Raw genomic sequence first — 14,796 nt, forward strand, 5'->3', positions numbered from 1 at the left:
CCAGTGCGTAGATCAGGGCAAGGTTTCTGGCGGCACGTCCAGATGCTGCAGCGGCCGTGCGCCGGGGGTGCGGACCAGTGACATGGCTGCGCGCGCCAGAAAATCACCTGCAGCTGCGACGTCTTCGTGGATGGACAGGATCCGCGGCCGCAACCGGCGTAGGAATGTGATCGCCTCCTTGGCGAAGACATCGGCATCCTCGCCCAGCTCGCGCCCGCACAATTCGATTGCAGCGACGGCAGCTAGCGCGGAATTAGTCGATCCACCAATGATGCCGTCGGTTTTATCGCCGCTACGCAGCAATGCGATCATGCTTGCTTCAATTGCGTCTACGGGCGAATCGCTGTTCAGCGTAGGCATGACCGCAAGGGATACGCCCGCAAGCTGCGCAGCACGCGTTGCGCCGGCGATCATCGCGGCGCCATAGGACTGATCAATAGGCGGCGCGATCAGCATGATATGCTTGCGACCGCGCGCGGCCAGTGTCCGAACACCAAGTGCGCCATATGTCTCGTTGTCAAAATCGAACCAGGCATGCTGGTCCGACCAGTCGCTGCGTCCATGGGTGGCAAAAGGGAACTTGCGATCCAGCAAGTATTTTACACGCGGATCCTGGCCTTTGATCTGATTGAAAATAACCGCGTCGGCCGATCCCGATTCCACGATATACCGGATTGGCTTCATCGGATCTTCGTCAGCGAAATAGGGCGTAATATTCAAATGAAACGGGGTGTTACGCAGCCCCCCGGCGACGGATGAAATCAACTTTGCCGTGTGGTTCATCACGTCATGCTCGGTCGACATGACCAGTGAGATGACGTTGGTGCGCCCCGTGCGTAAACGAACCCCCGCGCGGTTCGGGACATAGCCAATTTCATCGGCAACAGCGCGTACGCGGGCGCGGGTGTCGATATTGATATCCTCTGCGCCCGACAATGCGCGCGACACGGTTGGGACAGCCAGGCCAGTAAGCTTGGCAATGGTTTTCAGTGTCGGTTTCGGTGTGTTGCCGCGTGCTGCGTTATCCAACCAAACATCCTTTACTACTGTATCAATTGATACTCTTCACCGCCTTATTTTCCAGCAGTCCCAACTGCAAACCTTAATTTTGAAACAGCACAAAAAATAGTCTTGTTTGTGAAAACAACTTCGGAGTAGCCTTTCTATAACGATTTAGATCAGGGAGGTTAGAATCGTGAAGCTCAGCACAAAACTACTTTCGGGGGCGGCAATCTGTGCGGCGACAAGCGCAGGGGCTGTCGATCTGGAGGTGATGCATTGGTGGACATCCGGAGGGGAGGCCAATGCCGTTTCGAAGCTTGCAGAGGCGTGGAATGCGACTGGCAACGCTTGGGTCGACGGGGCAATCGCTGGCGGTGGTGATACCGCCCGGCCGATCATGGTCAGCCGGATTATCGGCGGTGATCCACCCGCAGCGTTTCAGTTCAACCATGGCCGCCAGGCCGAGGAACTGATCGACGCCGGACTGTTGGTTGACCTGACCGATGTGGCCGAGGCAAACAACTGGAAGGAGATCATAAATCCGCCAAGCCTTCTTGATGCCTGCACCATTGACGGCAAAATCTATTGCGCGCCGGTAAACATTCATTCCTGGCAGTGGATGTGGTTGTCGAATGCAGCTTACGAAAAGGCTGGCGTTCCCGTTCCGACAAATTGGTCGGAGTTCATGGACACTGCGCCAAAGCTGCAAGAGGCCGGGATTACGCCGCTTGCGATGGGCGGACAGTCTTGGCAGCAAAACGGTGCATTCGGTGTGATGGCGGTTGCGCTGGGCGGTGTTGATGCCTGGACCAAGGTGAATGCGGACAAGGATGCCGATACGGTCATGGGACCGGAATACACCAAGGTATTCGAGGCTTACGGTGCTGCGCGCGCGCTGGCTGCAGGTCTGAACGTTCAGGACTGGAACCAGGCGACGTCTGCCGTGATTGAAGGCACGGCTGGTGCGCAGATCATGGGTGACTGGGCGCAGGGCGAATTCGCGCTGGCGGGCAAGGTTGCCGGTATGGATTACGACTGCCTGCCGGGACTTGGTGAAACCGGTGTTTTGTCCACGGGCGGGGATGCGTTTTATTTCCCGGTCAATAGCGACGCCGACATCACCGCCGGACAAAAAGAGCTGGCAGCTCTTTTAGTGTCGCCAGAGGTTCAGGTAGCTTTCAACTCTGCCAAGGGATCGTTGCCGATCCGGGGCGACGTTGACCTGACCACCGTCAACACATGCACCCAAAAGGGTCTTGATCTGCTGAAGGATGGCAAGACCATTCCTGACGCGGCGACCCTGCTTTCCCCGGATACCACGACGCAGCTAAATGATCTGCTGACGGAATTCTGGAACACACCGGCCATGACACCGGCAGAAGTGCAGCAGCAATACGCTGACATTATCGCATCCGCTGACTAATCGGTCTGGTTTGCCAATCGGCGGGCCCCTGTCCGGGGCCCGTTCTGCCCACTGCGCATACCTTTGGCGCAGTGCGGCATTGTGCGGGGGAAGGGGAGCCCATGACGATGACTGATACTGGCCCGAACACCGGGCCTCGGGAAACTGCGCGCCGTCCGTCGCGGTTTTTGCGCAACCTGTCGCCAAAGATTGCGATGTTGCCGCTGATATTTACGGCTTGTGTTGTCTTTCTGGGCGGCACCCTTTGGACCGTTGTGTATTCCTTTACCAAATCCGGTTTGCTGCCGCGGTTGTCTTGGGTCGGGCTTGATCAGTACGAACGCCTTTGGTCGTCGCGCAAGTGGATCGTTTCGATCGAAAATCTGGCTGTTTATGGTATATGCAGTCTGATTGGTACGCTGGTCATCGGTTTTACGCTGGCCGCCCTACTTGATCGCAAGATCCGAGGCGAGGCGGTGTTTCGATCCATCTTTCTTTATCCTTTTGCATTGTCGTTCATCGTGACCGGCCTTGTCTGGCAGTGGATTCTGAACCCCGAACTCGGCCTGCAAAACGTCATGCGTGAATGGGGCTGGACGTCCTTTACATTCGATCCGTTGAACAACCCTGAAATTGTAATGTTCGGCCTGCTGATTGCCGGGCTATGGCAAGGTACGGGGCTGATCATGTGCATTATGCTGGCCGGTCTGCGTGGCATTGACGAGGACATCTGGAAGGCTGCCCGTGTCGACGGCATCGGTACGGTCAAAACCTATATTCGCGTGATTATTCCGATGATGCGGCCTGTTTTTGTCACGTCTTTGGTGCTGATAGCAGCGGGCATCGTAAAGCTTTACGATCTGGTCGTTGCCCAGACATCCGGTGGCCCCGGGATTAGTTCCGAAGTGCCCGCCAAATACGTCATGACCTCCATGTTTGGTGGGCAGAACCTTGGCCAAGGATTTGCGGCATCTTCGATGATGTTGCTGATGGTTGTAATCATTCTGATCCCGTGGGCTTACCTGGAATTCGGAGGCAAGAAACATGGCTGATACCGGCATGTTAAACGCGGCCGCCGCCGTCACGCAGCCCTTGCGCGGCACGCTCGCTGCCGGACCGCGGGGTCCGAAACCAAAGAACAAGTTCAGCCGCAGCAACATCATCATCTACGGCACGCTGTTCGTCGTCGCGCTGTATTACGCGCTGCCGCTTTATGTGATGATCGTCACTTCCTTGAAAGGGTTGCCCGAAATCCGCATGGGCAACATCTTTGCCCCGCCGCTGGAAGTCACGTTCGAGCCTTGGGTGAAAGCGTGGAAAGAGGCCTGCACGGGTATCAACTGCGATGGCCTGTCGCGCGGGTTTTGGAATTCTGTCCGTATCCTGATCCCGTCGGTGATCCTGTCTGTCGCGATTGCGTCCATAAACGGTTACGCCCTGTCGATGTGGAAGTTCAAAGGGTCAGAGGTGTTCTTTACCATCCTGATGATCGGCGCATTCATTCCCTATCAGGTAATGCTTTACCCCATCGTGATTTTGCTGCGCGAGGCAGGGCTTTATGGATCTTTGTCTGGTCTGGTGCTGGTCCACGTCGCCTTTGGCATGCCGATCAACACCCTGCTGTTCCGCAACTATTTCGCGTCCATCCCAGAGGAACTGTTTAAGGCCGCCCGCGTCGATGGGGCAGGCTTTTGGGCTATCTTTTTCAAGATCATCCTGCCGATGTCGCTGCCAATCTGCGTTGTGGCCTTCATCATTCAGGTCACGGGCATCTGGAACGATTTCCTGTTTGGCGTGACCTATATTTCCTCCCCTGACCGCTACCCGATGACGGTGCAGCTGAACAACATCGTCAACTCTGTGCAGGGGGTGAAGGAATACAACGTCAACATGGCGGCGACGCTTTTGACCGGCCTTGTGCCTCTCGTCATTTACTTTGCCTCGGGCAAGCTCTTCGTCCGCGGGATCGCCGCCGGTGCGGTAAAAGGATAAGCTAGTGACCATTCAAAACGCTTCTGTTTCGATCAAGAACCTCGATCTGTCGTTTGGTGCCGTAAAGGTGCTGCAAAACCTGAACCTTGATATTGGCGACGGTGAATTTCTTGTGCTGCTGGGGTCGTCCGGCTGCGGAAAATCGACCCTACTCAATGTAATTGCGGGATTGCTTGAACCCACGGACGGGCAAATCTGGATCAAGGACAAGAACGTCACCTGGGCAGAGCCGTCAGAGCGGGGCATCGGTATGGTGTTCCAAAGCTATGCGCTTTACCCCCAGATGACGGTCGAGGGGAACCTGACCTTCGGTCTGAAAAACGCAAAGGTGCCGAAGGCTGAAATCGCCAAACGGGTCGCCCGCGCTGCGGAAATCCTGCAGATCGAGCCGCTGCTGAAACGCAAACCCGGTGCCTTGTCCGGCGGCCAACGCCAGCGTGTTGCCATCGGCCGTGCGCTTGTGCGCGACGTCGAGGTGTTCTTGTTCGACGAACCTTTGTCGAACCTAGACGCCAAGCTGCGCGCCGATCTGCGGGTAGAACTGAAGCGCCTGCACAACAACCTGAAAAACACGATGATTTATGTGACCCACGATCAGGTCGAGGCGATGACCCTTGCCGACCGGATCGCGATCATGAAGGGCGGCAAGATCATGCAGCTTGGCACCCCGGCCGAAATTTATGGCAAGCCGCAAAATCTCTATGTCGCTGACTTCATCGGTTCACCTTCGATGACGTTTTTTGACGGGACGGTTGACGGTGACGTTATGCGTATACCGGGCCACGACCTACCCTTGGACCAGTATGCGTTCAGCTCTAAACCTGTGCCGGGCACAGCGGCAATCATCGGTATCCGGCCAGAGCATGTGATGACCGGCGATAACCTGCGCTCTGCGCCTTATACGACGGTCGTTGAAGTCGACTTGGTCGAACCTATGGGGTCGGACACGCTGGTTTATTGCAAATTCGGCGGGCAGACGATGCGTGTCCGTATGGACGGACAAGCGCAGGTCGCTGTTGGTGACGGCCTGACCATCGGTATTGATCCAGCCGCGGCATCCCTGTTTGACAAGACAACAGAGGTGCGTTTGTGACACCTTACGACCTTCGGGGCGGCTGGACGCTTGAATCCGCCTCTGGCGCGATGCGTGCTGCAATGACCTTTCCCGGCGATGTCATATCCACGCTGCATGCGGCTGCGCTAATTCCTGACCCTTACGCTGGGAAGAACGAATACGATCTGCGCTGGATCTGCCAGGAAGATTGGACCGTTTCCAGGACCTTTGATCTGGCGGATGCCAATGTGGATTTAGTAATCTCGGAACTCGACACCGTGGCTACGGTGCGGGTGAACGGCACGGCGGTCCTGCATGCGGCGAACGCGTTCCGCAGCTACCGCGTGCCTTTAAGCGCTGCGGCGAAGGTGGGCGCAAATGACATTGCAATCACCTTTCATTCGCCAGTGGTGGCTGGCAAGGCGCTGGCAGATGCCTATCAGTTCGAGGTTCCGTGGTCCAAGAATTGCCCGATCCCTTATGGAAATTTCCTGCGCAAACCGGCCTGCGATTTCGGCTGGGACTGGAATATCGCGCTGGCCACATCCGGCATCTATGGTGCCCTACATCTGGAGCCATCGAAGGCCGCGCGGATTGACCGGCTGGCGATTAGTCAGGATCACAGCGATGGCGTCAGCGTCACGGTCGCTGTCCACACCAGTCATTACGATGGCCCCGTGACTGTCGCACTGCGCGATCAAGTGGTCACGGCCGACAGCGCCGGCGGCATGTGTCAGGTGACAATCCCTGTTCCGGACCCCCAGCTTTGGTGGCCCGCTGAATTGGGTCATCAGCACCTATACGATCTGAAGGTGACCGCTGGCACCGCAACCGCCGCGCGCCGTATTGGTCTGCGACAGATGGAACTGGTGGCAGAACCTGACGCCGCTGGCCTTGGCTTTAAGGTCAGGGTCAACGGGCACGATGTGTTCTGCAAAGGGGCCAACTGGATTCCTGCTGACGCTTTGCCGGGGCGCATCACGGACGAAAAGACGCGTGCCCTGCTGCAATCAGCAGCCTGTGCCAACATGAACATGGTGCGCGTCTGGGGCGGCGGGCGCTACGAGCCTGACAGCTTTTACGACGCCTGCGACGAACTGGGCCTGCTGGTCTGGCAGGATTTCATGTTCGCGTGCAATCTTTACCCATCAGACCCCGCCTATTTGGCCGAGGTCCGGGCAGAGGTGCATGACAACGTCGCCCGCATGCATCATCACGCCTGCCTTGCCCTGTGGTGCGGCGACAATGAACTGGTCGGCGCGTTAACGTGGTATGACGTCAGCATCAACGACCGGGACCGCTACTTGGTCAACTACGACCGCCTGAACCGCTGTGTCGAAGACGCCCTGCGCGAGACCGACCCGGCCGCCAATTGGTGGCCATCGAGCCCATCAACCGGGCCGCTGTCCTTTGGTGATGCATGGCATGATGATAGCAGCGGCGACATGCACTTTTGGTCCGTCTGGCACGAAGGACGCGACTTTGACCACTACCGCGATGTCGCACCCCGCTTTTGTTCGGAATTCGGCTTTCAAAGCTATCCGTCGATGGACATCATCCGCCAGTTCGCGGACCCCAAGGATTTCAACATCGCCGCCCCGGTGATGGAAAGCCATCAAAAGAACAAGGGCGGCAACGCGCGCATTGCCGAAACCATGTTTCGCTATTTCCGTTTTCCGGTCAATTTCGAAAACTTCGTGTATGTAAGCCAAGTTCAACAAGCTCTGGCGATCAAGACGGCCGTGACGCAATGGCGCGGGCTAAAGCCGCACTGCATGGGTACGCTTGTCTGGCAGTTGAATGACACTTGGCCAGTGTGTTCTTGGGCCTCTCTCGACTATGGCGGGGGCTGGAAGGTGCTGCATCATCTAGCGCAGGATTTTTATGCGCCTGTGACGGTAGTCGTGATGCCTGATGGCGACGATCTGGTGCTGCGCGGCATCAATGACCTGCGCGAGGCCGCCCGCATCGATGTCACCGCCTATGCCTGTGCGATGGACGGCACGGCCCGCGCAGTAGGGCAGGGTGAAGGCACCGTCACTGACCGCGCGGTTGAGTTGCTGCGCATCAAGCGGACCGATCTGGACGCACAGGAAATGCTGAGTTTTGGCTGGACGGCCAGTAATGGCAGCAAGGGCGGGGATGTTTTCGCGCCGCGTCCGTATAAGGCTTACGACTTGTTGCCGCCGCGACTGACCTGCCGAACAGAGGCAAAGGCAGGCAAACACACCCTGCATATTACCGCGCAGGCCATGGCATTCTATGTCACTGCCGAAGCATCCGTACCGGGCCGGTTTGATCGCAACGCGGTCCACCTGGGGCCGGGGCATACGGCGGTGCTGACATTCACGCCTGCCGATCCTGTTGCCACCCCAACCTTTACGCTGCGCGATCTGCATAGCGCGACTTACAACGATTAAGGACACCCGATGACCGATTTCTCCTATCAGCTTTACAGCTCTCGTGACTTTGGACCGATGCTGAACACCTTCCGCATGCTGGCCGTACTGGGTTATGCCCATGTCGAAGGTTACGGTCCGGTTTACGAAGATCTGGACGCCACCAAAAAGGCGCTGGATGACACGGGCCTGACGATGCCCTCCGGTCATTTTGCAATGGACTTGGTTGAAACCAACCCAAATCGCGTCATTGAAATTGCCAAAGCGCTGGGCATGCGCAAGATTATTGTGCCCTATTTGATGCCGGATGATCGCCCCACTGACGCCGCGGGCTGGACTGTGTTTGGCCAGCGACTGGCCGCAGCAGGCAAGCCGCTGCAGGATGCAGGTTTCCAATTCGGCTGGCACAACCATGACTTTGAATTCATCGCCCTGCCCACAGGTGAGCTGCCGATCGACCTGATCCTTGCGCACGAAAGCATTGGCTTCGAGTTTGACGTTGCTTGGGCCGCTGTGGCGGGCATAAATCCGGCAGAGGTTATCGCTCAATACGGCGACCGTATAATCGCCGCCCACGTCAAGGATCGCGCACCGGATGGCCAGAACGTTGACGAGGATGGTTGGGCGGATGCAGGTCACGGCACACTGGACTGGCCGGGCCATTTCAGCGCATTGAAGGCGGCTGGCTGCGATCTGTTCATCATGGAACACGATAAGCCTGCGGACGACAACCGCTTTGCCAGCCGCGCGCTGGCTTACATGACCTCTCTTTAAGGACGGCGATCCATGACTATTCTGAACGTGGGCCTGATCGGCTGCGGCAACATCTCGACCGCTTATCTGACGCTGGCCCCGACCTTTAAAAATATCCGTTTTGTCGCCGTGTCCGACATGAACGAAGATGCCGCGCTGGCGCGGGGCAAGGAATTCGGCATCAAGGCGCGGACCGTCAGCGATCTGCTGGCGTCTGACGATATCGACATTGTCGTAAACCTGACGATCCCCGATGCGCATTACGATGTGACCCGGCGCATTCTGGATTCAGGCAAACACGCTTATACAGAAAAGCCGCTGGTTCTGACGCTGAAGCAGGCCAAGTCGCTGGCCGATCTGGCGGCCAGCAAAGGGCTGCGCATCGGCTCTGCTCCTGACACTTTTCTGGGCGGTGCCCACCAGCAGGCCCGTCAGATTATCGACGCTGGCGGTATTGGCACCGTGACATCCGGCACGGCGCATTTCATGGGGCCGGGCATGGAAATGTGGCACCCGAATCCCGACTTCTTTTTCAATCCAGGCGGTGGTCCGGTGCTGGATATGGGGCCGTATTACATTACGAACCTTGTCCAGCTGATTGGTCCGGTCAAACGGGTCGCGGCGCTTAGCTCGTCTGCGCAAAAGCAGCGGACAATCACGTCAGAGCCGCGTGCAGGCGAAGTGATCCCCGTGCGTACCCCGACAAACATCCATGCGCTGCTGGCGTTCGAAAACGGTGCGACAATCACCCTGTCCACAAGCTGGGACGTCAAGGCACATCGCCATGCCAATATGGAACTATACGGCACGGCGGGGACCTTGTTTATGCCTGACCCCAACCACTTTGGCGGCGCGCTTGAACAGGCCGATGCGGCCGGCGATGTCACGCAGGTCCCCGTCTGGGATCACCCTTTCGGGCAGATGAACTGGGATCTGGACAAGGACACGCCGCGCGCAAATTACCGGACCGCGGGCCTTGCAGATATGGCCGCCGGCATCGTCGACGGCCGGCCTCACCGTTGCGGGTTGGAATTGGCCGTCCATGTGACCGATGTGATGACGAGCATCTTGAAATCCGGCGAGACGGGCCAGTTTGTCGACATGACGACAACCTGCGACCGCCCCGAGGCACTTGGCCCCGATGCGGCGCGTGCTTTGCTGAAGGAAGACGCATGACCTATCGCCCTGCCGAAGACCGTTATGAAAAGATGACCTACCGCCGTTGTGGCGCGTCGGGCGTCAAACTGCCTGCCGTGTCGCTAGGCCTGTGGCACAATTTCGGCGGTGACAGCCCGCATGAAAACAAGCGTGACATGTGCCGCACGGCGTTTGATCACGGCATCACGCATTTCGATTTGGCCAACAACTATGGCCCGCCCCCGGGCAGCGCCGAGGAAGCCTTTGGCGAAATCCTGAAAACCGATTTCGCAGGCTACCGCGACGAGCTGATCATCAGCTCCAAAGCCGGTTATCGTATGTGGCCCGGCCCCTATGGCGAATTCGGCAGCCGCAAATATCTGATGGCGTCCTGCGATGCCTCGCTCAAGCGGATGGGGCTCGATTATGTGGATATTTTCTATTCCCACCGCTTTGACCCGGAAACGCCGCTTGAGGAGACGATGGGTGCGCTGGCCGATATCGTGACGTCTGGAAAGGCGCTGTATGCTGGTATTTCCAGCTACAATACCGAAAAAACCCGCGAAGCTGTCGCGATTCTGGACGAAATGGGCGTGCCCATGCTGATCCACCAGCCTAGCTACAACATGTTCAATCGTTGGGTTGAAACTGACGGGCTAAAGGACGCGCTTGCCGATCTGGGTGTCGGATCCATCGCCTTCACGCCGCTGGCACAGGGTATGCTGACCAAAAAATACCTTGGCGGTATTCCCGCAGACAGCCGCGCCGCGCAGGGGAAATCACTGGCGCAGAGCCTGATCACTGAGGAAGCGTTGAATTCTGTCCGTGCCCTGAACGATATCGCAGAAGCGCGCGGCCAGACGCTGGCGCAGATGGCGATTGCCTGGGTGCTGCGTGATGGCGGCATCACCACCGCGCTGATCGGCGCAAGTAAATCCAGCCAGATCGTCGATTGTGTGGGCGCCGTCAGCAACCTTGAATTCACCGCCGACGAACTTGCCCAGATCGACAAGCACGCAGGCGATCAGGCGATCAACCTGTGGGCCAAATCCAGCCTGTCTGACAACGCACCGGAGTAATCGATGATTCGTAATCCCATCCTGCCCGGCTTTAATCCTGATCCTTCGATCTGCAGGGTGGGACGGGATTACTACATCGCGACCTCGACTTTTGAGTGGTACCCCGGCGTTCAGATTCACCACAGCACGGATCTGGTGAATTGGACACTTGTCGCGCGGCCCCTGAACCGGGCCGCGCTGCTGGATATGCGCGGAAATCCCGACAGCTGCGGGGTTTGGGCCCCCTGTTTGTCCCATGGGGACGGCAAGTTCTGGTTGGTTTATACCGACGTGAAGCGGCTAGAGGGCGACTGGAAAGACGCCCATAATTACATCACCACTTGCGAGACGATTGACGGCGACTGGACTGACCCGTGGTATGTAAACTCCAGCGGTTTTGATCCGTCGCTGTTCCACGATGACGACGGCCGCAAATGGTTCATGAACATGCAGTGGAACCACCGCGCCGCGGGCACGGGGATCAACCCTGCGCATGACCGCTTTGATGGTATTATCCTGCAGGAATGGTCACCAGATCGCGGTTTGTTCGGGCCGGTCACAAATATCTACGCCGGCACCGATCGCGGCCTGACAGAAGCGCCGCACATCTTTCGTCGCAACGGCTGGTATTATCTGACAACGGCCGAAGGCGGCACCGGTTATGATCACGCGGTGACGCTGGCGCGGTCGCGGCACATCGACGGCCCCTACGAGACGCACCCCGATAAACACGTCATGTCAACGCAGGGCGCACCGGATCATCCCGTGCAGCGCACCGGTCACGGGCAATATGTCGAAGCACCGGACGGTAGTGCGTGGCATACCTATCTGATGGGCCGCCCGTTAATGCATGACGGCAAACCCTTCTGCGCCACAGGAAGAGAGACCGGCATCGCGCGCTGCGTCTGGCGCGATGACTGGTTGTATCTGGAGGAGGGAGGCCTGCTGCCGCCTCAGACGGTCAACGTCCCCGCCGATACCGCGCCGCGTGGCCCTGTAGTGCATACGCGCTTTGACAAACTGCCGCCCGAATTTCAGTGGCTACGCACCCCTTACCCGGACCGTCTGTTCACGATCGAAGACGGCGCACTGGTTCTGACAGGACGAGAGAGTATCGGTAGCTGGTTTGAACAGTCCCTTGTCGCACGGCGCCAGGAAGATGCAGCATATGATGCCAGCACGACCGTTGATTTTGTACCTGATTGCTACCAGCAAGGTGCAGGGCTGATCACCTATTACAATCGCCACAAATTTCACGGGGCCTTTGTGACGTTTGATAACGGTCAGCGTTGTCTGACCTTGATGTCATGCAACGGTGATTGGCCGCAGGGCCGACTTGACCATCCGATCGCGCCAGTTCCGATCCCGGATGGTCCGATTGGTCTGCGGGTAGAAGTGCGCGGTGCATCACAGCAATTTTTCTGGTCCAGCGATGGAGAGGAGCGCCCGCTGGGCCCGGCGCGGGACGCTTATCATGTTTCTGACGAAGGCGCGCAGGGCGAGCATGCATCCTTTACCGGTGCATTTGTTGGTCTGGCAGCATTTGACATTACAGGGCGGGGCGCAAGCGCACGCTTCTCCGACTTCACCTACGCGCCGACTGCAAATAAATCAAAAAAAGATTGACGTTCATCATTTTGGTGTCTTAAGCATTTCGGCAGGAGGAGCCGATGGATAGACCGACGATTCATGACGTCGCCCGCGAGGCGCGTGTCAGTCTTGCGACTGTCGATCGCGTTTTGAACGAACGCGGCGGGGTGGCGGCTAAATCCATTGAAAAAGTGCACCAAGCGGTGAAAATAACAGGCTATGTGCGCGACCAGTTCGCCGCAAACCTGTCGCGGGGGCGGGGTTATCAATTTGTATTTCTGCTTCCCGCTGGTCAGTCCTCTTTCGTCCGGTCGCTGATCGCGGCTATCGATCAAGAATCTTCTCGGCATCGCAAAGATCGCATTAATATTGATGTGCGTTCATCAAAAACCTTCGACCCCGCAGCGCAAGTCGCGGCTTTGCGGCGCATAGACCCGGAAACAACGGATTGCGCTGCAGTTATGGTGTCGGATGTGCCAGAGGTGCGCCGCGAGCTGACCAAATTACGCGACGCGGGCGTGCGCATTTTGTCATTGGTGTCGGACGTCGCACCGTCAGGGCGGGATATTTATGTCGGTGCCGACAATGAAGTCGCTGGCCGCATGGCGGGCAGTTTCATGGGCCGTTTCATGCGCAATCCGGTCGGGCCCGTCCTTGTAATTGCCGGTTCCTTGGCTGCGCGGGACCATGCGCAGCGCCTGCTAGGATTCCGGCAAGTGATTGCGTCTGATTTTCCCGGGCTAACCGTTTTGCCTGTGACAGAAGGCTTTGATGATGCAAGCCGCGTTGCTGCCATTGCGCAGCAGGCGATGACTGACGCACCTTTGATGGGTATCTATGCCATTGGTGCCGGTAATGCCGGACTGCTTCGCGCTATGAGGGATGTAAACAGTGCGTTTCGTCCGGTCACGGTTTTACACGAACTGACCGATTCAGCCCGGCAGGGGTTGCGGTCTGATCTATTTGATCTGGTTATCGATCAAGATCCGGCCCGCGCGGTGACGCGGGCGATGTCCATCATGCGCGACCTTGCGGATGGCGGAACAGCCGACGCGGGGCGCGGCGATATCCCCCTTAACATCTTTATCAAAGAGAACGTCCAATGACTGAATACTTCAAGAACATCGCCCCGATCAAATACGAGGGCGAAAGCAGCACAAACCCGATGGCGTTTCGCCATTACAATCCGGACGAAGTTGTTATGGGAAAGCGGATGGAAGACCATCTGCGCTTTGCTGTAGCCTATTGGCACAGTTTCGTTTGGGAGGGCGGCGATCCCTTTGGCGGTCAGACTTTTGATCGTCCTTGGTTTCCGGCTGACACGATGGACCTGGCCAAACAGCGCGCCGACGCGGCCTTTGATATGTTTCGCATTCTTGGTGTGCCATATTTCTGCTTTCACGACCACGACGTCCGGCCCGAGGGCGCGACACTGGCGGAAAGCCGGGACCGTCTGAACCAGATCGCAGATGTGTTCGAGGCAAAGATGGCTGACGGCGGCCCCAAACTGCTTTGGGGTACAGCAAATATGTTCAGCAACCGTCGCTACATGAGCGGCGCAAGCACGAACCCCGATCCCGATGTCTTTGCCTATTGCGCGGCCACGGTGAAGGCTTGCATGGATGTGACCCAGCGCTTGGGCGGCGAGAACTATGTCCTGTGGGGCGGCCGCGAGGGATACGAGACACTGCTGAACACCGATCTGGACCGGGAATTGCAGCAGATGGGCCGCTTTTTGCAGATGGTCGTCGAGTACAAGCACAAGATTGGTTTCAAGGGTGCAATCCTGATCGAACCCAAGCCGCAAGAGCCGACAAAGCACCAGTATGACTATGATGTCGCCACGGTTTACGGCTTCCTCAAGCGGTTCGGGCTGGAAGATGAGGTGAAGGTCAATATCGAGCAGGGGCACGCCATTTTGGCCGGCCATTCGTTCGAGCATGAGCTTGCGATGGCCCGCACGCTTGGCATTTTCGGCTCTATCGACATGAACCGCAACGATTATCAATCTGGCTGGGATACCGACCAATTCCCGAATAACGCGCCAGAAGCTGCGCTGGCCTATTACGAAGTGCTAAAGGCAGGTGGCTTTACCACGGGCGGCACGAACTTTGACAGCAAGCTGCGGCGTCAGTCGCTGGATGCGGAAGATCTGATTGCCGCGCATATTGGCGGGATGGACATTTGCGCTCGCGGACTGAAAGCTGCAGCCAAAATGCTGGACGATGACGCACTAGAGGCACCGCGCCGTGCCCGCTACGCTAAGTGGGACAGCGTCGATTACCTGGCCGAAGGCGCGACGCTGGACGGCATCGCCGCCCGCGCCGAAGGGCTTGATCCGCAGCCCGTATCCGGCCGTCAGGAAATACTGGAAAACATCGTCAATCGTTACGTCTGAGGGAGGATATT

Annotated in this window: 12 protein-coding genes; 11 read left to right on the forward strand and 1 reads right to left on the reverse strand. The window is 57.8% G+C overall.

Features of this window, described 5'->3' with window-relative positions; translation table 11 throughout:
* Positions 1 to 12 precede the first annotated feature (12 nt).
* Positions 13 to 1,029 (reverse strand): LacI family transcriptional regulator, encoded by a 1,017-nt coding sequence (locus SJY10_RS02810; protein WP_386679524.1) that lies wholly within the window; start codon positions 1,027 to 1,029, stop codon positions 13 to 15.
* Positions 1,030 to 1,195: 166 nt separating this feature from the next.
* Between SJY10_RS02810 and SJY10_RS02815 the strand changes: the two genes are divergently transcribed.
* The 11 genes from SJY10_RS02815 to xylA all read left to right on the forward strand — a co-directional run bounded on the left by SJY10_RS02815 (position 1,196) and on the right by xylA (position 14,785).
* The gene (locus SJY10_RS02815; RefSeq protein WP_386679525.1) at positions 1,196 to 2,425 is read left to right on the forward strand and encodes an ABC transporter substrate-binding protein; all 1,230 of its coding nucleotides are present in this window, start codon (positions 1,196 to 1,198) and stop codon (positions 2,423 to 2,425) included.
* A gap of 101 nt (positions 2,426 to 2,526) precedes the next feature.
* Positions 2,527 to 3,456, forward strand: coding sequence for a carbohydrate ABC transporter permease (locus SJY10_RS02820; RefSeq protein WP_386679526.1), 930 nt, complete (start codon positions 2,527 to 2,529; stop codon positions 3,454 to 3,456).
* 7 nt (positions 3,457 to 3,463) lie between these two features.
* Positions 3,464 to 4,396 (forward strand): carbohydrate ABC transporter permease, encoded by a 933-nt coding sequence (locus SJY10_RS02825; RefSeq protein WP_386684468.1) that lies wholly within the window; start codon positions 3,464 to 3,466, stop codon positions 4,394 to 4,396.
* A 4-nt stretch (positions 4,397 to 4,400) separates the two neighbouring features.
* Complete coding sequence (locus tag SJY10_RS02830; protein WP_386679527.1) at positions 4,401 to 5,489, forward strand: ABC transporter ATP-binding protein; 1,089 nt, start codon at positions 4,401 to 4,403, stop codon at positions 5,487 to 5,489.
* Entirely contained in the window at positions 5,486 to 7,870 is a 2,385-nt protein-coding gene (locus SJY10_RS02835; RefSeq protein ID WP_386679528.1) for a glycoside hydrolase family 2 protein, read from the forward strand. The genes SJY10_RS02830 and SJY10_RS02835 overlap by 4 nt, the downstream gene beginning before the upstream one ends.
* A gap of 9 nt (positions 7,871 to 7,879) precedes the next feature.
* Positions 7,880 to 8,623: a sugar phosphate isomerase/epimerase family protein gene (locus SJY10_RS02840; protein ID WP_386679529.1), complete on the forward strand. Its 744-nt coding sequence runs from the start codon at positions 7,880 to 7,882 to the stop codon at positions 8,621 to 8,623.
* Between the two features lie 12 nt (positions 8,624 to 8,635).
* Positions 8,636 to 9,778, forward strand: a complete 1,143-nt coding sequence (locus SJY10_RS02845; protein ID WP_386679530.1) for a Gfo/Idh/MocA family protein — start codon at positions 8,636 to 8,638, stop codon at positions 9,776 to 9,778.
* Entirely contained in the window at positions 9,775 to 10,818 is a 1,044-nt protein-coding gene (gene mgrA, locus SJY10_RS02850) for an L-glyceraldehyde 3-phosphate reductase (RefSeq protein WP_386679531.1), read from the forward strand. The genes SJY10_RS02845 and mgrA overlap by 4 nt, the downstream gene beginning before the upstream one ends.
* Positions 10,819 to 10,821: 3 nt before the next feature.
* On the forward strand, positions 10,822 to 12,423 hold the full coding sequence (locus tag SJY10_RS02855) for a glycoside hydrolase family 43 protein (RefSeq protein ID WP_386679532.1): 1,602 nt from the start codon (positions 10,822 to 10,824) through the stop codon (positions 12,421 to 12,423).
* A 44-nt stretch (positions 12,424 to 12,467) separates the two neighbouring features.
* Positions 12,468 to 13,493, forward strand: coding sequence for a LacI family DNA-binding transcriptional regulator (locus SJY10_RS02860; RefSeq protein WP_386679533.1), 1,026 nt, complete (start codon positions 12,468 to 12,470; stop codon positions 13,491 to 13,493).
* Positions 13,490 to 14,785, forward strand: a complete 1,296-nt coding sequence (xylA, locus tag SJY10_RS02865; RefSeq protein ID WP_386679534.1) for a xylose isomerase — start codon at positions 13,490 to 13,492, stop codon at positions 14,783 to 14,785. Before SJY10_RS02860 ends, xylA begins: the two co-directional genes overlap by 4 nt.
* Positions 14,786 to 14,796: the final 11 nt, after the last annotated feature.

This window comes from Loktanella sp. R86503 (genome assembly GCF_042466455.1).
Taxonomy (GTDB): domain Bacteria; phylum Pseudomonadota; class Alphaproteobacteria; order Rhodobacterales; family Rhodobacteraceae; genus Loktanella.

Bases quoted from the DNA above. Each gene is read 5' to 3' on its own strand.
- mgrA (WP_386679531.1), top strand. From the start codon at position 9,775: ATGACCTATCGCCCTGCCGAAGACCGTTATGAAAAGATGACCTACCGC.
- SJY10_RS02860 (WP_386679533.1), top strand. From the start codon at position 12,468: ATGGATAGACCGACGATTCATGACGTCGCCCGCGAGGCGCGTGTCAGT.
- xylA (WP_386679534.1), top strand. From the start codon at position 13,490: ATGACTGAATACTTCAAGAACATCGCCCCGATCAAATACGAGGGCGAA.
- SJY10_RS02845 (WP_386679530.1), top strand. From the start codon at position 8,636: ATGACTATTCTGAACGTGGGCCTGATCGGCTGCGGCAACATCTCGACC.
- SJY10_RS02820 (WP_386679526.1), top strand. From the start codon at position 2,527: ATGACGATGACTGATACTGGCCCGAACACCGGGCCTCGGGAAACTGCG.
- SJY10_RS02825 (WP_386684468.1), top strand. From the start codon at position 3,464: ATGTTAAACGCGGCCGCCGCCGTCACGCAGCCCTTGCGCGGCACGCTC.
- SJY10_RS02855 (WP_386679532.1), top strand. From the start codon at position 10,822: ATGATTCGTAATCCCATCCTGCCCGGCTTTAATCCTGATCCTTCGATC.
- SJY10_RS02840 (WP_386679529.1), top strand. From the start codon at position 7,880: ATGACCGATTTCTCCTATCAGCTTTACAGCTCTCGTGACTTTGGACCG.